At 67.6% G+C, this 18,748-nt stretch carries 14 protein-coding genes and 3 tRNA genes; 7 read left to right on the top strand and 10 right to left on the bottom strand.

Features of this window, described 5'->3' with window-relative positions; translation table 11 throughout:
• Positions 1 to 27: 27 nt before the first annotated feature.
• Both C1930_RS07010 and C1930_RS07005 read right to left on the bottom strand, forming a co-directional pair.
• Entirely contained in the window at positions 28 to 1,428 is a 1,401-nt protein-coding gene (locus C1930_RS07010; RefSeq protein WP_108771389.1) for an ATP-binding protein, read from the bottom strand.
• 5 nt (positions 1,429 to 1,433) lie between these two features.
• Entirely contained in the window at positions 1,434 to 2,162 is a 729-nt protein-coding gene (locus C1930_RS07005; protein ID WP_108752624.1) for a response regulator, read from the bottom strand.
• A gap of 204 nt (positions 2,163 to 2,366) precedes the next feature.
• Here C1930_RS07005 and C1930_RS07000 point away from each other — a divergent pair, with 204 nt between their 5' ends.
• The 3 genes from C1930_RS07000 to C1930_RS06990 are packed head-to-tail and all read left to right on the top strand — an operon-like array spanning position 2,367 to position 7,005.
• Complete coding sequence (locus tag C1930_RS07000; protein WP_108771388.1) at positions 2,367 to 3,611, top strand: efflux RND transporter periplasmic adaptor subunit; 1,245 nt, start codon at positions 2,367 to 2,369, stop codon at positions 3,609 to 3,611.
• The gene (locus tag C1930_RS06995; RefSeq protein WP_108771387.1) at positions 3,608 to 5,566 is read left to right on the top strand and encodes a MacB family efflux pump subunit; all 1,959 of its coding nucleotides are present in this window, start codon (positions 3,608 to 3,610) and stop codon (positions 5,564 to 5,566) included. Before C1930_RS07000 ends, C1930_RS06995 begins: the two co-directional genes overlap by 4 nt.
• Entirely contained in the window at positions 5,563 to 7,005 is a 1,443-nt protein-coding gene (locus tag C1930_RS06990; RefSeq protein ID WP_108771386.1) for a TolC family protein, read from the top strand. The genes C1930_RS06995 and C1930_RS06990 overlap by 4 nt, the downstream gene beginning before the upstream one ends.
• A gap of 92 nt (positions 7,006 to 7,097) precedes the next feature.
• Here C1930_RS06990 and rlmB read toward each other — a convergent pair whose 3' ends face one another.
• The 3 genes from rlmB to rnr form a co-directional block, all read right to left on the bottom strand.
• The gene (rlmB, locus tag C1930_RS06985) at positions 7,098 to 7,841 is read right to left on the bottom strand and encodes a 23S rRNA (guanosine(2251)-2'-O)-methyltransferase RlmB (protein ID WP_107230358.1); all 744 of its coding nucleotides are present in this window, start codon (positions 7,839 to 7,841) and stop codon (positions 7,098 to 7,100) included.
• 93 nt (positions 7,842 to 7,934) lie between these two features.
• On the bottom strand, positions 7,935 to 8,429 hold the full coding sequence (locus tag C1930_RS06980; RefSeq protein WP_108752620.1) for a GFA family protein: 495 nt from the start codon (positions 8,427 to 8,429) through the stop codon (positions 7,935 to 7,937).
• 123 nt (positions 8,430 to 8,552) lie between these two features.
• Positions 8,553 to 11,018, bottom strand: coding sequence for a ribonuclease R (gene rnr / locus C1930_RS06975; protein WP_108771385.1), 2,466 nt, complete (start codon positions 11,016 to 11,018; stop codon positions 8,553 to 8,555).
• A gap of 128 nt (positions 11,019 to 11,146) precedes the next feature.
• Here rnr and C1930_RS06970 point away from each other — a divergent pair.
• Positions 11,147 to 11,231 (top strand) — tRNA-Leu (locus C1930_RS06970).
• 164 nt (positions 11,232 to 11,395) lie between these two features.
• Positions 11,396 to 11,480 (top strand) — tRNA-Leu (locus C1930_RS06965).
• 103 nt (positions 11,481 to 11,583) lie between these two features.
• Here the strand turns inward: C1930_RS06965 and C1930_RS06960 are convergent.
• Positions 11,584 to 12,330 (bottom strand): sulfite exporter TauE/SafE family protein, encoded by a 747-nt coding sequence (locus tag C1930_RS06960; RefSeq protein ID WP_108771384.1) that lies wholly within the window; start codon positions 12,328 to 12,330, stop codon positions 11,584 to 11,586.
• 98 nt (positions 12,331 to 12,428) lie between these two features.
• On the opposite strand from C1930_RS06960, the gene C1930_RS06955 reads away from it, so the two are divergent.
• Together C1930_RS06955 and C1930_RS06950 are read left to right on the top strand one after the other, a co-directional pair.
• Positions 12,429 to 13,322 (top strand): LysR substrate-binding domain-containing protein, encoded by an 894-nt coding sequence (locus C1930_RS06955; RefSeq protein WP_108755789.1) that lies wholly within the window; start codon positions 12,429 to 12,431, stop codon positions 13,320 to 13,322.
• A gap of 56 nt (positions 13,323 to 13,378) precedes the next feature.
• A tRNA-Leu gene (locus C1930_RS06950) sits at positions 13,379 to 13,463 on the top strand.
• Between the two features lie 480 nt (positions 13,464 to 13,943).
• On the opposite strand, the gene emrB is transcribed toward C1930_RS06950, so the two are convergent.
• The 4 genes from emrB to C1930_RS06930 are packed head-to-tail and all read right to left on the bottom strand — an operon-like array spanning position 13,944 to position 18,677.
• The gene (gene emrB, locus C1930_RS06945) at positions 13,944 to 15,530 is read right to left on the bottom strand and encodes a multidrug efflux MFS transporter permease subunit EmrB (RefSeq protein ID WP_108755788.1); all 1,587 of its coding nucleotides are present in this window, start codon (positions 15,528 to 15,530) and stop codon (positions 13,944 to 13,946) included.
• 8 nt (positions 15,531 to 15,538) lie between these two features.
• Positions 15,539 to 16,717, bottom strand: coding sequence for a multidrug efflux MFS transporter periplasmic adaptor subunit EmrA (emrA, locus tag C1930_RS06940; RefSeq protein WP_108749086.1), 1,179 nt, complete (start codon positions 16,715 to 16,717; stop codon positions 15,539 to 15,541).
• An 11-nt stretch (positions 16,718 to 16,728) separates the two neighbouring features.
• A complete protein-coding gene (emrC, locus tag C1930_RS06935) occupies positions 16,729 to 18,222 on the bottom strand; it encodes a multidrug efflux transporter outer membrane subunit EmrC (protein WP_108771383.1) in 1,494 nt (497 codons plus the stop codon).
• A complete protein-coding gene (locus C1930_RS06930; RefSeq protein ID WP_108752608.1) occupies positions 18,219 to 18,677 on the bottom strand; it encodes a MarR family transcriptional regulator in 459 nt (152 codons plus the stop codon). The genes emrC and C1930_RS06930 overlap by 4 nt, the downstream gene beginning before the upstream one ends.
• Positions 18,678 to 18,748 lie beyond the last annotated feature (71 nt).

Below are 18,748 nucleotides of genomic sequence, written 5' to 3'. Positions count from 1 at the left end.
GCAACGTCATCCACGCATGGCGTGGATCTACGGGCGCGCCTGGGTGCTGGCCGGCCAGTGCACCACGGCCTCCAGGCCGCCGGCCGGCCGGTTGCGCAGCCACAGCCGGCCGCCATCCTTTTCGGCCAGGGCCCGGGCGATGGTCAGGCCCAGCCCGGCGCCGCCGGTCTCGCGCGAACGCGACGTCTCCACCCGCACGAACGGGTCGAACACCGCTTCCAACTGGTCGTCGGCCAGGCCGGGGCCATCGTCGGCCACCACCACGGTGATGCCCTCCTGATCGCGCTCCACCCGTACCCGCACCCGCTGCGCGTACATCACCGCGTTGTCCACCAGGTTGGAGAACAGCCGGTGCATGGCCAGCGGGCGCAGCATCAGCACCGCCCCGCTGCGGCCCTGGAAGGCCACGTCGGCACCGCCCTCGGCGGTGTCTTCGACAATGCTTTCCAGCAGCGAATCCAGGTCCAGGGCGGCGCGCTGCTCGGAACTCTCGGCGCTGCGTGCCAGTTCCAGGCCTTCGCGCACCAGCGCCTGCATCGCGGCCAGGTCGCCGATCAGGCGTTCGCGCAGGGCTTCGTCGCCCACGTTTTCCAGGCGCAGGCGCAGCCGGGTCAGCGGCGTCTGCAGGTCGTGGGTGATCGCCGCCAGCATCTGCGTGCGCTCGGCCAGGTGCCGCTGCAGGCGCTGCTGCATGGCGTTGAAGGCCTCGGCGGCACGCTGCACCTCGCGCGGGCCGCGCAGCGGCAGCGGTGCACGCTGCAGATCGTCGCCCAGTTCTTCGGCAGCCGATGCCAGTTCCTGCAGCGGCTTGCTGGACATGCGCGCCACGACATAGGCCAGCACGCCGATGGCCAGCACCAGCAGGGTCAGGAACAGCGGATCGACCGCCAGGATGCCGTTGTGCGCCACGGCCGGCGAATCCAGCGCCAGCTTCAGCAGGGTGCCGTCGCTCAGCGTGACATCCACGGCCCGGCACTTGGGCGGAATGAAGGACGGATCGCGCTCGCGCGGCGGGCGCCGATGGCCATTCGGCGGCGGCGGTGGCGGCAGGAATTCCTGCAGGCGGGGAATGCAGGAACGGAACGAGGTGAAGTGCACATGCGCGCGCGCCACCGGTCCGGCGCGGTCATCCAGCACCTGCATCAACGCGGTGTCCTGCCGGCCCAGGCGCGCATCCGGCGGCAACGAACGCACGCTCGGCCCGCCGGTCTCCAGCAGCCGCTCGCGCAGCTCCGGGTTGCCGTCGAGCATGTTCACGTAGCCCTGCAGGCGATCGGCCACGCGGTTCAGGTTCTGCCGCTCGAATTCCTGCTGGCGCTTCGAAGAGGCCAGCATGGTCGCACCGATCGCGGCCACCGCCATGCCCAGCAGCAGGATCACGAACAGCCGTCCCACCATCGAGGACAGGAAATGGCGCAGGCGCTGCATCGTGGTTATTCCATCTGCACCGACGAGGCCAGCACGTAGCCTTCGTTGCGCACGGTCTTGATCAGGCCATCGGGGCCGCCATCATCGGCCAGCTTGTTGCGCAGGCGGCTGACCTGCAGGTCGATCGCCCGGTCCTGCGCTTCATAGTTGCGGCCACTGCTCAGCGCCACCAGCTGCTCGCGCGACAGCACCTTGTTGGCATGGGCGATGAACACACGCAGCAGGCGGAATTCGGCACCGGACAGCACCACCACGCGGCCATCGGGATCCACCAGATGGCGGTGTTCCAGGTCGAACACCCAGCGCGAGAAACGCGCGCGGCGCACGGCCAACGGCTCCAGGTTGGCCGGCAATGCTTCGGTCCGGCGCAGCACGTTGCGGATGCGCGCCAGCAGCTCGCGCGGTTCGAACGGCTTGGCCAGGTAATCGTCGGCGCCCATTTCCAGGCCCAGCACGCGGTCGATCGGCTCGGCGCGCGCGGTCAGCATGATCACCGGCGTGTTGGACCGTGCGCGCAGGTCGCGGCACAGGGTCAGGCCGTCTTCGCGCGGCAGGTTCAGGTCCAGCACGATCAGGTCCACGTGCTCGCGGTCCAGCAGCTGGCGCATGCTGGTGCCGTCGGCGGCCGTGCTGACCAGATAGCCGGCCTTGCCCAACTGCTCGGCCAGCAGGGTGCGGATGTCGTTGTCGTCGTCGACGATCAGCAGTCGATGCATCGGGGTTTCGGTCTCCATGTGGCGATTTTCCCGTGTCGGGAGCTGAACCGCATCCTGGCCATTGCGTAGCACTGTATCCACGGCGGGGCCGGATACCTGTGGTTACGCACTCTGCCCGACAGTGTTACATACAGACACACCCCGAGGATTGAGCGCGGCCTCGTCGGCTCTTCACAATGCCTGCCAACGCCGCCCCGCGGCCCCCAGAGTGAAGCCCCCGACGTGATCTCCCGCCTGTTGCCCGCGACCCGCAAAGGTCGCCTGATGCTGATCGCCGTGCTTGTCCTGGTCGCTGCCGTGGCCGCCTGGTGGCTGCTGCGCAAGCCGGCCGCACCGGCCCTGGCCACCACTGCGGTCAGCCGTGGCGATATCGAACAGACCGTGGAAGCCACCGGGGTGATCGATGCCTACAAGCTGGTCAGCGTGGGTGCCCAGGCCTCGGGCCAGATCAAATCGCTGAAGGTGCAGCTGGGCGACACGGTGAAGGAAGGTGACCTGATCGCCGAGATCGATGCCACCACCCAGCAGAACCAGGTGCTCAATGCCCAGGCATCGCTGGACCAGGTGATCGCCCAGCGCGCCGTGCAGCAGGCCACCCTGCGCCAGGCCGAACTGGATTTCGCCCGGCAGAAGCAGATGCTGGCCGCCGAAGCGACCTCGCGCCAGGAATACGATGCCGCCGAAGCCACGCTGAAGACCGCCCGCGCGCAGCTGCAATCCTACGAGGCGCAGATCAAGGGGCGCGAAACCGAACTGGGCACCGCCCGCGCCAACCTGGCCTACACCCGCATCACCGCGCCGATGGATGGCACCGTGGTGGCCGTGGTGGCCGAAGAAGGCCGCACCGTGAACGCCAACCAGACCGCACCGACCATCGTGATGCTGGCGCGGCTGGACGTGGTGACCGTGAACGCCGAAGTGTCCGAGGCCGATGTGGTGAAGATCAAGGCCGGCATGCCGGTGTACTTCACCACCCTGGGCGACCCGGACCGCAAGTACCACGCCACGCTGCGCCAGATCAATCCGGCGCCGTCGTCCATCGCCAATGAAAGCTCGTCCAGCTCCAGCAGCTCGTCCAGTTCCAGCTCCAGCAGCGCGGTGTACTACAACGCCCTGTTCGACGTGGAAAACCCCGACGGCACCCTGCGCATCGACATGACCGCGCAGGTCTCGGTGCTGTTGAACCAGGCCAAGGGCGCGCTGCTGGTTCCGGCCGTGGCGCTGGGCCCGAAGACCCGCGATGGCCAGCGCATGGTGCGGGTGGTGGGCGAAAACGGCCAGCCGCAGCCGCGCAAGGTGAAGGTGGGCATCAGCAACGGTGCCAGCGCGCAGATCCTGTCCGGGCTGGAAGAAGGCGAACGCGTGGTGGTGGGTGAAGCCAGCGCCGCGGCGGCCAGCAATGGCAGCAGCAACCGCAGCGGCGGCATGCGCATGGGCCCGCCCGGTGGCATGGGGCCGCGCCGATGAGCCACGGCGCCCCCCTGCTGCGCCTGCGTGACCTGCGCCGCGAGTTTCCCGCCGGCGACGAGATGATCGCCGTGCTGCGCGATGTCAACGTGGATATCCATGCCGGTGAAATGGTGGCCATCGTTGGCCAGTCCGGCTCGGGCAAATCCACCCTGATGAACATCCTGGGCTGCCTGGACCGGCCCACCCGCGGCAGCTACCAGGTGGCCGGCCGCGAGACCGGCAACATGGAACCGGATGCGCTGGCCGAACTGCGCCGCGAACATTTCGGCTTCATCTTCCAGCGCTACCACCTGCTGGGCGACCTGGACGCGCGCGGCAACGTGGAAGTGCCGGCCGTCTACGCCGGCAGTCCCGGCCCGGTGCGCAACGCCCGTGCAGAACAACTGCTGCAGCGCCTGGGCCTGGGCGACCGCATGCACCACAAGCCCGGCCAGCTGTCCGGTGGCCAGCAGCAGCGCGTGTCGATCGCCCGCGCCCTGATGAACGGTGGCGAGGTGATCCTGGCCGACGAACCGACCGGCGCACTGGACACGAAATCCGGCGAAGAAGTGATGGCGATCCTGGGCGAGCTGCATGCCGAAGGCCACACCATCATCATCGTCACCCACGACATGAGCGTGGCCGAACACGCCCAGCGCATCATCGAAATCCGCGACGGTGAAATCATCGCCGACCGCGCCAACCCGAAGGCGCCCAGCCATCGGGCGCAGCGCGAAGCGAGCATCGGCGTGGCCCACGGCAGCAACTGGCGCGCCGCACGCGACCGCTTCACCGAAGCCTTCCGCATGGCCCTGCTGGCCATGAACGCGCACCGCCTGCGCACCTTCCTGACCATGCTCGGCATCATCATCGGCATCGCCTCGGTGGTCTCGGTGGTGGCCCTGGGCAACGGTTCGCAGCAGCAGATCCTGCAGAACATCAGCGCGCTGGGCACCAACACCATCGACGTCTACCCCGGTCGCGGGTTTGGTGACATGCGCTCGGCGCGGGTGCAGACCCTGAAGGCCACCGACGCCGACGCACTGGCCACCCAGAGCTACGTGGACAGCGCCACGCCCAGCGTGTCGACCTCGGTTACCGCGCGCTACCGCAACCAGTCGGCCACCGCGCAGATCAGTGGCGTGGGCGACCAGTACTTCCGGGTGAAGGGCATCACCCTGCTCAGCGGCAGCTTCTTCGACACCGATGCGGTGAAGGGCCTGGCGCAGGAAGCGGTGATCGACGAGAACACCAAGACCCAGTTCTTCCCCGACAGCGACCCGGTCGGCCAGGTAATCCTGCTCGGCAACGTGCCGGTTCGCGTGGTGGGCGTGGCCAAGAAGCAGAGTTTCGGCTTTGGCGGCAGCACCAGCCTGGGCGTGTTCGTGCCCTACACCACGGTGATGTCGCGCATGCTGGGGCAGAGCCACGTGTCCAGCATCACCGTGCGGGTGAATGACGAAACGCCGATGGATGCCGCGCAGGAGGCCATCACCCGCCTGCTGACGCTGCGCCATGGCACCGAGGATTTCTTCCTGAGCAACAGCGCGGAAATCCGCGAGACCATCGAGCAGACCACCCGCACCATGACCCTGCTGATCGGCGCCATCGCCGCCATCGCGCTGCTGGTGGGCGGCATCGGGGTGATGAACATCATGCTGGTGTCGGTGACCGAGCGCACCCGCGAGATCGGCGTGCGCATGGCCGTGGGCGCGCGGCAGAGCGACATCCGCCAGCAGTTCCTGATCGAAGCGGTACTGGTCTGCCTGCTCGGTGGCCTGCTCGGCGTGGGCCTGGCACTGTTGCTGGGCGCGCTGATCGGACGCTTCTCCAGTGATTTCCAGGTGCTGTTCTCCACCGCCTCGATCGTGGCCGCGTTCGCCTGCTCCACCCTGATCGGCGTGGCCTTTGGATTCCTGCCGGCACGCAGTGCCGCCCAGCTCGACCCGGTGGAGGCACTGGCCCGCGAATGAAGATGATGATGACCCGACTGCCCTTCCCTGCCCCCACCCGCCTGCTGCTGGCTGGCGCCGTGCTGCTGGCCCTGTCCGGCTGCGCATCGGTGGGCCGCTACCCCACCCAGGATCCCGAAGTGGCTGCCACCTGGGGCCGCGGCGATGCCACCCTCAACGCGCCCGCCGACGACCCGCGCAGCAGCCTGGATACGCCCAGCCGCGATATCCGCCAGGACACCTGGTGGCAGGGGTTCGGCGATGAACGCCTGGACCGGCTGGTGGCACGCGCACTGCAGGCCAACAGTGACCTGGGCGCTGCCGGGTTGGCCGTGCAGCGCGCGCGCCTGCAGGCCGGGCTGGCCAGCAATGCGCTGTGGCCGCAGCCGTCCTCGTCGGGCGTGAGTGGCAGCGGCAGCCGTGCCACCGACCAGGCCGACGACTGGAGCCGCAGCTATTCCACCGGCGTGTCGCTGGGCTGGGAAATCGACCTGTGGGGACGCCTGCGCACGCAGCGCGACATCGCCCGCTGGGAAGCCCAGGCCAGCGAGGAAGACCGGCAGAACACCGCGCTGCTGGTGATCGGCGACACCATCACCCAGTACTGGACCCTGGCCTATCTGAACCAGTCCATCGCCAGCGGCCAGGCCAACCTGGAGCGCCTGCAGCGCACCCGCGACCTGGTGCAGGCGCGCTTCGACGCCGGTGCGGTATCGCGGCTGGAAGTACGCCAGGCAGAGCAGAACCTGCAGTCGCAGCGCTCGGCGCAGAGCGCGCTGGAACAGCAGCGGGTGGAAGTACGCAATGCGCTGACCGTGCTGCTGGATGGCACGCCGTGGCCGCAGCAGGACGAACCGCAGAACCTGGACGATGCACGCAGCCCGGCCATTGCCGAGGGCCTGCCGGCCGATCTGCTGGGCCGCCGCCCCGACCTGCGCGCGGCCGAGCTGCGCCTGCGCAACAGCCTGAAGACCATCAAGGTGACGGCCACCCAGTACTACCCCGCGCTCAGCCTGACCGGCAGCGTGGGTTCCAGCGCCACGTCACTGGGTGATGTGCTGCGCAACCCGGTGGCCACGCTGGGCGCGGGCCTGTCGCTGCCGTTCCTGAACCTGCAGCGGGCGCAGCTGGATACCGACATTGCCGGCACCGCCTACCAGATCGACGCCACCAACTTCCGCAAGACGCTGTACACGGCACTGTCTGAAGTGGACAACGCGCTGTCGGCACGCGAACAGCTGGCACGCCAGGTCGAAGCCTCGCAGGCCTCGTACGACCAGGCGGTGGAAGTGGAACGCGCGCAGGAAGTGCGCTACCGGGTGGGTGCCACCGATCTGCGCACCTGGCTGGAAGCGCAGCAGACCCGGCGCGATGCCGAACTGTCGCTGGCGCGCGTGCGGCAGAGCCAGTTGAACAACGACGTCACCCTGTTCAAGGCACTGGGCGGCAGCGCGGGGTAAGGGGGTCGGACCCCTCTCGCAGAGAGGGCTCTGACCCCACTGTGCCGAGGGGTCAGAGCCCTTTTCCATGGAAAAGGGATCCGACCCCGCGCTCAACCGCGCTGGCGCACGGCCTCGAACAGGCTCACGCCGGCGGCCACCGACACGTTCAGGCTCTCGATCTCGCCCGGCATCGGAATCTTCACCAGTCCATCGCAGTTCTCGCGGGTCAGGCGGCGCAGGCCGTCGGCCTCACCGCCCAGCACCAGCGCGATGTTGCCCTTCAGGTCCAGGTCGTACAGCGAAGCGGTGGCTTCGCCGGCCAGGCCGTAGATCCACACGCCCTGCTTCTGCAGGTCCTTCAGGCAGCGCGACAGGTTGGTCACCGCCACCACCGGAATGCGGTCGGCGGCGCCGGCCGAGGTCTTGCGCACGGTGGCGTTCACCGTGGCCGACTTGTCCTTGGGAATGATGACCGCCGTGGCACCGGACGCTGCAGCCGAGCGCAGGCAGGCGCCCAGGTTGTGCGGGTCCTGCACCTCGTCCAGCACCAGCAGCAGGGCCTTGCCCTCGGCAGCGGTCACCAGGCCTTCCAGCTCGTTCTCACTGTAGGTGCGGGCAGCGGCGTAGCGCGCGGCCACGCCCTGGTGGCGCACCGAACCGCCCACGCCATCCAGCGCCTGGCTGTTGACCTTGCGCACGTCGATGCCCTTGCGGCGGGCGTTCTCTTCGATTTCGGTCAGGCGCGGGTTCTTCGCACCGGCCTCGACCAGCACTTCGCGGACGTTGTCGGCGTCGTTCTCGATGGAGGAGGCGACGGCGTTGACGCCGACAATCCACTGGCTGTTCTTGCTCATGCGGGCGGGGACCGGAAAGGGGGTGGCTATGGTAGAGCATCGGCGGCGGCCGCGCTGCGTGGCCGCCGGGCATGGCCCGGCGCTACCCGCCGTTCATCCTTCGGCTGAACGGCTGCGCGCGGGCCAGTGCGGGGTGTCGTGGTCGGGGTGCTGGTGGGACACGATCGTGGCCAGGAACTCCAGCGCGGCCACGTCCTCCTCGGTGCGCCGCGCCGGCAACCGGGCCAGATCATCCACGAAGGGCAGCTTGCGCTCGGCCCCGTACTGGATGGTCGGTGGCAACCGCTCGGGCTGGTCGAACGCCCCGGCCGCCACCGCCATGCCATCGGGCGCCTCGTAGGTGAGCGGCGTGCCGCAGTCGGCGCAGAACCCACGCTGCACCACGTTGGAGGACTGGAAATGGCGCGGCTGTCCGCGGGTCCAGGCGAACTGTGCGCCGCGTACCGAGACCAGCGGCGCGTAGTAGGCACCGAAGGCTTTCTGGCACATGCGGCAATGGCAGATCGAGCTGTCGGTCAGTTGGCCGCGCACCTGGAAGCGGATCGCGCCGCATTGGCAGCCGCCGCTGTATTCGGGATGGCCCTGCATGGTGGGTTCCTCGGAAACATCGTGCCAACCAAGGTTGGCACCTACCGGGTGAGGGATGTGCCAACCAAGGTTGGCACCTACCGGGTGAAGTGGGTGCCGACCGTTGGTCGGCACACCTTACCTTCAATATTTCTCTTTCTTGCGCTTGGCCGGCTTGCCGCGCTCGGGCAACGGCGGCAGGCCGTCACCTTCGTCCTCGCCCTTGTGCTCGACCAGGCGGAAGTCGATCTTGCGTTCTTCCATGCTGGCCTTCAGCACCAGGATGCGCACGCGGTCACCCAGCCGGTAGCTGGCGCCACGGCGCTCGCCGCTCAGCGTTTTCCGGGTCGCGTCGAACTTGTAGTAGTCCTGCGGCAGCTGGGTCACGTGGACCAGGCCCTGCACCTTGGAATCGTCCAGTTCCACGAACAGGCCGAAGCTGGTCACGCCGCTGATCACGCCGTCGAACTGGCCGCCCACGTGCTTTTCCATCCACGCCGCGCGGTAACGCTCGTCCACTTCGCGCTCGGCCTCGTCGGCACGGCGCTCGCGTTCGGAGCACTGCAGGGCCAGCGCAGCCATCTCGCGGGCGTTGTAGGTGAAGGTATCCAGCGGCTTGCCGGACAGCGCGTGCTTGATCGCACGGTGCACCAGCAGATCGGGGTAGCGGCGGATCGGCGAGGTGAAGTGCGCGTACGCCTCCAGCGCCAGGCCGAAGTGACCGTGGTTGTCCGGGCTGTAGATGGCCAGGCTCTGGCTGCGCAGCAGCACCGATTCCAGCAACGTGGCATCGGGACGGTCGCGGATCTTCTTCAGCAGCTTGGTGTAGTCGCCCGGGCGCACCTTCGACCACGGCGGCAGGCTCAGCTTGAACTCCTTGAGGAATTCCAGCAGGTCGGCGTACTTGGTTTCCGGCGGCTTTTCGTGAATGCGGTACGGCGCCGGCACGTGGCGCGACAACAGGTATTTGGCCGCCTCCACGTTGGCGGCGATCATGCATTCCTCGATCAGCTTGTGCGCATCGTTGCGCACCAGCATGCCGGCCTGGGTCACTTCGCCGCGGTTGTCCAGCACGAAGCGCACTTCGCTGCTTTCGAACTCGATGGCACCGCGCTTGGCACGCGCCTTGGCCAGCACCTTGTACAGCTGGTGCAGGCGCTGCACCTGCGGCAGCAGTTCGCCCATCCAGGCCTTGGTATCGGCATCGTCCTCGCCCACCGCCTTCCACACCTGGGTGTAGGTCAGGCGCGCGTGCGAGTTCATCACTGCTTCGTAGAAGCGCGAGTGGCTGACCACGCCGTCACGGTCGATCTGCATGTCGCAGACGAAGCACATGCGGTCGACCTTGGGCATCAGCGAGCAGATGCCGTTGGACAACGTCTCCGGCAGCATCGGCACCACGAAGCCCGGGAAATACACCGACGTGGCGCGCTTCTGCGCTTCCTCGTCCAGCGGCGTGCCGGGGCGCACGTAGTTGGACACATCGGCGATGGCCACCACCAGGCGGAAGCCGTCGGCATTCGGTTCGCAGTACACCGCGTCGTCGAAGTCCTTGGCGTCCTCGCCGTCGATGGTGACCAGCGGCGTGCTGCGCAGATCGACGCGGCCGCCGATCATCGCCGGCTCGACCACCAGCGGCACCGAGGCGGCTTCGTCCAGCACCTCCTGCGGGAACTCGAACGGCAGTTCGTGGCCGTGGATGGCCGTTTCCACCACCAGCGAAGCGGTCAGCTTGTCGCCCAGCACGGCGATGATGCGGCCGATCGGCGGGCGGCGGCTGTCCGGTGCCTGGGTCAGTTCGCAGACCACCAGTTGGCCATCGCGCGCACCACCGGTCTGGTCCGGCGGCACCTGCACGTTGCGCTGGATCCGCTTGTCATCGGGCACCACGTAGTTGATGCCCATTTCAATGCTGAAGCGACCGATCAGGCGGGTCATGCCGCGCTCAAGCACGCGGGCGATGCTGCCTTCGCGGCGGCCGCGGTGGTCGATGCCGGTCACCCGCGCCAGCACCTTGTCACCGTGCATGACCTTGCGCATCTCATAAGGCGGCAGGAACAGATCGTCGCCGCCCTCGACCGGGCGCAGGAAGCCGAACCCTTCCGGGTTGGCGATCACCACGCCGGTGACCAGGTTCAGCGTCTGGATCGGCGCGAAGCCGCCGCGGCGGTTCTGCACCAGCTGGCCATCGCGCACCATCGCGCCCAGCCGGCGCGACAGCGCTTCGGCACGGTCGGCGGCGGTCAGGCCCAGGCGTGCGCCCAGTTCTTCGGCGGTCTGCGGCCCTTCGCAACGTTCCAGCAGCGCCAGGATCGCCTCGCGGCTGGCAATGGGTTGTTCGTATTTTTCAGCTTCGCGGGCCGCATAGGGATCGTCGATCACCTTGCCGGCCGGCGGCAGCTTGCGGCCCGGGGCCGGGCCCGGGGCGGCGGCATCGGCGCTGCGGCCCTTGCGGCCGCGCGGCGGTGCACCGCCTTCATTCAATTCCGGGAACCAGCCCGGCAACGGCTTGCCCGGCTTGGTGGTGCGGGCTGCGCCCGCCTTGGCACCCTTGGTCGGGGCCTGGCTGCGGGACTTGCTCCCGCCCTTGCTTGGTTTTTTGGTAGTCATCGCCCTACATGGTAGCCGTTGCAGGCGTGCACAGCGGGTCAGCGGCCACCTTTGCAGGCGGGCGTGAAATTTTTGCGCGAAAGCGTTGACAGCCTGCCGATTCATCTTCACAATTGCGCCTCTGGAACGCCCAGGTGGCGGAATTGGTAGACGCACTAGTTTCAGGTACTAGCGGGTAAAACCGTGGAGGTTCGAGTCCTCTCCTGGGCACCAACGAAAAAACTCCTCGCTTCGGCGGGGATTTTTTTTTGCCTGCAATCCGGCAAAGGGGTCGGATCCCTTTCCAAAGGAAAGGGCTCTGACCCCGACGTCCGACCCCGGCGCTGCAAAAGGTGTTGACACCCCCGTAACAACACCCCATAATCTCGCTCCTCGGCGCCCAGGTGGCGGAATTGGTAGACGCACTAGTTTCAGGTACTAGCGGGTAAAACCGTGGAGGTTCGAGTCCTCTCCTGGGCACCACGTCGAGAATGAAAAAGACCCGCGAAAGCGGGTTTTTTCATGCCCGCGATCCGGGCAACAGACACGCATCACGGTAGCGCCGGGCCATGCCCGGCGAACGTCATCAAAGCAGCGGCCGCAGCACCAGCTCCAGCCCCAGCAGCAGCAGGAACCCCAGGAAGCACGCGCGGAACACCCGTGCACTGATGCGCTGCCGGATCACCTGCCCCAGCCACATGCCGGCCAGCGCCGGCACCACCGCCAACGCACTCATGCCCAGCTGCTGCACGCCAAAGGCGCCATGCAGCATCAGGCCCGTGGTCAGCGAAATCGTCGATACGGTGAACGCCAGGCCCAGCGCCTGCACCAGTTCGTCGCGCTGCAGGCCCAGCGACTGCAGGTACGGCACGGCCGGCATCACGAATACGCCGGTGGCGCCGGTCACCACGCCGGAAATCGCCCCGACCAGCGGCCCCAGCCAGCGCTCGCGCCGCTGCGGTACATGGAATACCGGCGCAACCAGGGCGTACAGCGCGTAGACCACCAACGCCACGCCCAGCGCCATGCGCGAAAGATCGCGGTCCACCCGCACCAGCAGCGCCGCCGAACCCAGCGTCACCACCACCACCGCCAGCATCATCGGCCACAGCCGCCGCACGGTATGGCCCAGCGATGGGCCGGACAACAACTGCCAGGCATTGGTCACGAAGGTGGGAATGAACAGCATCGATGCGGCCGCCACCGGCGACAGCGCGCCGCCCAACAAGCCCATCGCCACCGTCGGCAGCCCCATGCCGGTCACGCCCTTGACCACGCCGGCCAGCACGAACACCACCACCAGCAACCCATAGAAGTACATCGTCTCGTTCATGCCGCCATTGGAGCGGCCGCGGCAACGGCGCACAATGCGGCTTTGCGGCCCCACCCTTCGGACCAGCCGAAGGCAGCCGCCCTGCCGAGGTCATTCCCATGCGACTGGACATTGCCGATCTGCGCCTGTTCCTGGCCGTCGCCGACGCGGGCAGCATCACCGCCGGTGCGGCACAGGCCAACCTGGCCCTGGCGTCGGCCAGTGAACGCCTGCGCGCCATCGAAGCCGATGCCGGCAGCACGCTGCTGGACCGGCATCCACGCGGGGTAAGCCTGACCGAAGCCGGTGCCGCCCTCGCCCACCATGCGCGACTGATCGTGCAGCAGCAGACGCAGCTGCGCGGCGAGCTGCAGGCATTCGCACAGGGCGCGCGCGGCACCCTGCACCTGTATGCCAATACCGCTGCGCTGACCAACTACCTGCCCGCGCGCCTGGCACCGTGGCTGGCCCAGCGGCCGCGGCTGCGGGTGGAACTGCACGAGCGCACCAGCAACGAGGTCGTTCGCGCACTCCGCGCCGGACAGGCCGAGGCCGGCATCATCAGCGACGCCGTGCCGGCCGAGGGACTGCAGCGCCATGTGGTGGCCGAAGATCCGCTGGTGATGCTGCTGCCCGGCCACCACCGCTTCGCCCAGCGCCGCAGCGTGTCCTTCGCCGATGTGCTGGGTGAAACCTTCGTCGCGCTGGCCGACGGCAATGCCCTGCAGACCTACATCGAAGAGCTGGCCGCTGCCGCCGGTCGCGTGCTGGATGTGCGCATCCGCATGAAAACCTTCGAGGGCCTGTGCACGATGGTCGGCCACGGCATCGGCGTGGGCATCATGCCGCGCACGCTGGCCCGGCAGCACCGGCGCAGCACCGGCACCGTTGCCGTTCCACTGGAAGATGGCTGGGCGCAGCGCCGTCTCTGCGTGTGCATTGCCGACGCGCAGGCACTGTCGGCACCGATGCGCAGCCTGCTGCAGCACCTGGGCGTTCGCACTGAAAAATAAGTGTGAAATTGTGTTGACACATCGGCGGGCTTACCGCACAATTTCTCTCCTGAGTCGCCCAGGTGGCGGAATTGGTAGACGCACTAGTTTCAGGTACTAGCGGGTAAAACCGTGGAGGTTCGAGTCCTCTCCTGGGCACCATGACTCAAGATGATCAAACCCGCGAAAGCGGGTTTTTTCTTTTCCGGGGTTTGACGATTGCACGGCGTGGGATCCATCCACGCATGGCGTGGATCTACCGGATGATCAATCCCGCGAAAGCGGGTTTTTTCGTTTCCGGGGTTCGACGATTGCACGGCGCGGGATCCATCCACGCATGGCGTGGATCTACCGGATGATCAATCCCGCGAAAGCGGGTTTTTTCGTTTCCGGGGTTTGACGATTGCACGGCGCGGGATCCATCCACGCATGGCGTGGATCTACCGGATGATCAATCCCGCGAAAGCGGGTTTTTTCGTTTCCGGGGTTTGACGATTGCACGGCCCCGGGATCCATCCACGCATGGCGTGGCTCTACCGACACGCCGACGCACCCGCAGTAGATCCACGCCATGCGTGGATGCGGTGCAAACAAAAACCCCGCCTTGCGGCGGGGTTCTTGCATTTCAACGGCAATGATCGATCAATGCCCGCCGGCCGATGCGGCACCGGCACCGGCGCCAAACGGCGGCTTGGCCAGCCACAGGAACGCGATGATCGCCAGGAACGTCCAGCCCAGCAGGTAGAAGATGTCGTTGAACGCCATCTGCGAGGCCTGGTGGTTGATCATGTTGTTGAGCACCGCGGCGCCATGCTGCAGGTCGCCCTGCCCCATCGCGGTCACCTGGTCCTGCATGCCCGGCTGGTAGGCCGAGATGTGTTCGGTCAGGTCGGCGTGGTGCACCTGGGTACGCCGCGCCCACAGCCAGGTGGTCAACGATGCGGCGAAACTGCCGCCCAGCGTACGCAGGAAGGTGGCCAGGCCAGAGCCCGCCGCGATCTCGCGACCGTCCAGGTCCGACAACAGGATCTGCAGCACCGGCATGAAGAACAGCGCCACGCCAATACCCATGATCAACTGCACGCCGGCCACATGCGTGTAGTCCACCTGCAGGTTGAAGTCCGAGCGCATGAAGCTGGTGAAGGACAGGAACACGAACGCAAACGACGCGATCATCCGCATGTCGAAGCGCGAGGCGTACTTGCCAACGAACGGGGTCATGATCACCGGCAGGATGCCGATCGGCGCCGTGGCCAGGCCGGCCCAGATGGCGGTATAGCCCATGTCACGCTGCAGCCATTGCGGGATCAGCAGCGACACGCTGAAGAACGCCGCGTAGGCCACCACCATCGCCAGCGTACCGGCGCGGAAGTTGCGGTGGCGGAACAGCTTCAGGTCGACGATCGGGTCCTTGTCGGTCAGTTCCCAGATCAGGAACACCGCCAACGCCACCACCGCCACGCAGGCCAGCACCACGATCTTGGTCGATGCGAACCAGTCTTCGTCGTTGCCCAGATCCAGCACCAGCTGCAGTGCGCCCACGCCGATCACCAGGGTGACCAGGCCGACGTAGTCCATCTTCGGCTTTTCAATCTGCTCCGGGCGGCCCTTCAACTGGTTGCCCACCACCAGCGCGGCGAAGATGCCCAGCGGCACGTTGATCAGGAAGATCCATTCCCAACTGTAGTTGTCGGTGATCCAGCCGCCCAGGATCGGGCCGCAGATCGGCGCCACCACGGTGATCATCGCCAGCAGGGCAAGCGCCTGCCCACGTTTCTCGCGTGGATAGATCGACACCAGCAGCGACTGGGTGATCGGGTACATCGGGCCGGCCACGAAGCCCTGCAGGGCACGCGATACCACCAGCATGCCCATGCTCTGCGCCAGGCCACACAGCAGCGAGGTGATGACGAAGGCCAGCGTGGCCCAGATGAACAGCTTGCGCTCACCGAAGCGGCGGCTGAGCCAGCCGGTCAGCGGCAGCGCGATGGCCGTACTGACCGCGAACGAGGTGATGACCCAGGTAGCCTGCTGCGAACTGGCGCCCAGGTTACCGGCGATGGTGGGCAGCGAAACGTTGGCGATGGTGGTGTCGAGCACCTGCATGAACGAGGCCATCGCCAGGCCCACGGTGCACAGGGCCACGCTGGGCGGCAGGAATCCGGCGGCCGCACCCGGCGCCGCCGGTGCGCCCGGCGTTCCGGGCGCGGCTGGAGCTTGTGCGGACATGGCCGACCTCAGCTCGCCTTGGCCTGCTGCGGCAGGTTGCCCTGGATGATCGTGTGGATCACCTCGTCGGCATCGTGCAACTGCTTGGCATACACATCGGTGTCGAACACGGTGCCCTTGGCGGCAGCGGTCGGCAGCACTTCACCCTTCTGGTCGCGCAGGCTCACTTCGGCCTTCATCGACAGGCCAATGCGCAGCGGGTGTTCGGCCAGCTGCTTGGCGTCGATGGCAATGCGCACCGGCACGCGCTGCACGATCTTGATCCAGTTGCCGCTGGCATTCTGCGCCGGCAGCAGCGAGAACGCCGAACCGGTGCCCAGGCCCAGGCTCTGGATGCGGCCGGTGTACTTCACATCACCGGCGTACAGGTCCGACTTCAGCTCCACTTCCTGGCCCAGGCGCATGTGGCGCAGCTGGGTTTCCTTGAAGTTCGCTTCCACCCACATCTGTTCGGTCGGCACCACGGCCATCAAGGCATTGCCCGGCTGCACGCGCTGGCCCACCTGCACCGAACGACGGGCAACGTAGCCGGTCACCGGCGCAACGATGCCGGCGCGGGCGTTGTTGAGGAAGGCCTGGCGCAGCTGTGCGGCGGCGGCCTGCACGTCCGGCTGGGTGGCGATCACGGTGTCATCGACCAGCGCGCGGTTGCGCTCGACGGTCTCGCGCGAACCGGCCACGGCCGCTTCGGCGGCAGCCAGCTCGTCGCGGGCGTGGGCCAGTTCTTCGTTGGAAATGGCGCCGGTGGCGGCCAGGTCCTTGCGGCGGGCGAAGTCTTCGCGCACGCGCTTCAGGGTCACCTGGCGGGCGTTCAAGTCCGCCTGGGCACCTTCCACGCTGCGGTACAGGCCACGGGTCTGGCGCACGGTCTTGGCCAGGTTGGCTTCGGCCTGCTGCAGCGCCACCGAGGTGTCGGCCGGGTCCAGCTGCACCAGCAGCTGGCCGCGCTCCACGCGCATGCCGTCATCGGCATTGATGGCGACCACGGTGCCGGGCACCAGCGGGGTGATCTGCACCAGGTTGCCCTGCACGTAGGCGTCGTCGGTTTCTTCGAACCAGCGACCGAACATGAAATACCACAGCGCCAGTGCCGCAAGCAGCAGCACGACGATCACGAACAGGCCGCGCAGCAGGTTGCCGCGGCGGTTGGGGGCGGCGGGTGCCGCAGGAGTCTGGGTCTGGCTCATGGCAGGAATCTTCAGGAATGCGAGGAATCGGAATGGGAGGCGACCGGTGCGCGGTCGGCGTCGCTGGGCTGGAAACCACCACCCAGCGCCTTGCTCAGGCGCACCGAGGTCTGCACCTGCTGCGACTGCAGGCCGGCCAGCTGCTGCTGCGACTGCAGCAGGGTGGACTGCGCGCTCAGCACGTCCAGGTAGCTGCCGATGCCGGCGCGGTAGCGCTGCTGGGCGATATCGAAGGCGGCACGGGCGGTATCGACCGCCTGCTGCTGCGACTGTGCCTGCTGGCCCAGCGAGCGCACCGCGTTGACCTGGTCGGCCACGTCGCGCAGCGCATCCAGCACGGCCTGGTTGTAGTTGGCCACGGCCAGGTCGTACTGCGCATCGGTGTTGGCCAGGTTCGCGCGCAGCTTGCCGCCTTCGAAGATCGGCATGCTCAGCGCCGGGCCGATGTAGGCGAAGGTGGAGCTGCTCTGCAGCAGGTCACCCACGTTCGGCGCCACCACGCCGGCCAGCGCGGTCAGGTTGAAGCTGGGGTAGAACTTGGTCCTGGCCACCTTGATCTGCTTGTCGGCCGCTTCCACGCGCCAGCGTGCGGCAACGATGTCCGGGCGACGGCCCAGCAGCTCGCTGGGCAGCACGCCCGGCAACTGCAGGGCGAGCGGGTTCAGCGGCTGCGGGCGTTCGATCGACAGGCCACGGTCCGGGCCCTTGCCGACCAGCGCGGCCAGTGCGGTGCGGCCGGCGTCGATACGCTGCTGGGCGGCCTGCAGCTGTTGCTGCGCGGCCGGTACGCGGGCCTCGGCCTGGCGCACCTGCAGGTCACTGTCGATGCCGGCGTGGCGGCGCTGGCGGGTCAGCTCCAGCGACTTCTGCGAACGCGCCAGTTCTTCCTCGGCCACATCGTTGAGCTGCCACGCATAGGCCAGTTCGGCGTAGGCCTGGGCAATGCCGGTGGACAGGTTCAGGCGCGCAGCCTGCGCGTCGACGGTGGCCGCGTGTGCGCCATCCACGGCCGCTTCCCAGGCGGCGCGCTTGCCGCCCCACAGGTCGATGCCGTAGCTGAAATCGAAGGCGACCTGGCCGCTGCCGCCGTAATGGCCGCCCACTTCATCGCCCACCATCGATTCGGGCAGGCGCACGCCGGTGTAGCCACCGGACACCGACAGGCTGGGCAGGCGATCAGCACGTGCGGTGCCGACCTGCGACTGGGCCTGGCGCAGGCGCGCGTCGGCCGCATCCAGGCTGGGGTGGCTGGCCAGCCCTTCGGCAATCAGCGCATCCAGCTGCGCGTCACCGAAGGCCTTCCACCAGTCCTGGGCGGGGAAGCCGGCCGCGCTCAGGTCGCTGTCGGCCAGGGTGCGTTCGCTGTGCAGGCTGTCCACGTCCAGGACGTGGCCCTGCGGGGTCAGGCCGCGGCTGCTGGCGCAGGCGGCCAGGGCCAGGGCCAGCGCAGATACCAGCAGCGCACGCCCGGACCGGCGGAGAGTAAGGGACGGGATCGGGTTCATGGGGTCGTCAGGGAATCGCGGATACGGGTCAGGAGGGACAACAACAGCGCGCGTTCGTCGGCGGACAGATCGCGCAGGGCGAAATCCATCACCGCGTCGCCGCGCTTCTGCAGCCGTGCCCACAGGGCGCGGCCTTCATCGGTCAGCACGATCTGCAGCGCCCGGCGGTCCTGCGCATGCGGCTCGCGGCGCACGCAGCCCAGCGCTTCCAGCTTGTCCAGCAGGCGGGTCACCGCGCTGGGCACCTGGTCGATGGCCTGGGCCAGTTCGTTGGCCGTGCACGGGGCCATGCGCGCCAGCAGCTTCAGGCCGATGTAATGGGTGAAGCCGATGCCGAGGTCTTCTTCGGCCATGGACGCATCGAGCTGGCGGACCAGGCCGTCGCGCACCTGGCGCAGCAGCAGACCAAAGCTGGGGGGGCCGAAGCCGGCCGGGGTCGTGGGAGGACAGATCATGGGAGAGCATTTTCTTCCAAAAAAAATATTTCTCAATGGAAATATTCGATCTGGCATCAAATGCTGTGTTG

Source organism: Stenotrophomonas sp. SAU14A_NAIMI4_8 (assembly GCF_003086695.1).
Lineage (GTDB): Bacteria > Pseudomonadota > Gammaproteobacteria > Xanthomonadales > Xanthomonadaceae > Stenotrophomonas.
The sequence above is the reverse complement of the archived record's forward strand: the minus strand, read 5'-3'. Positions and strand labels throughout refer to the sequence as shown.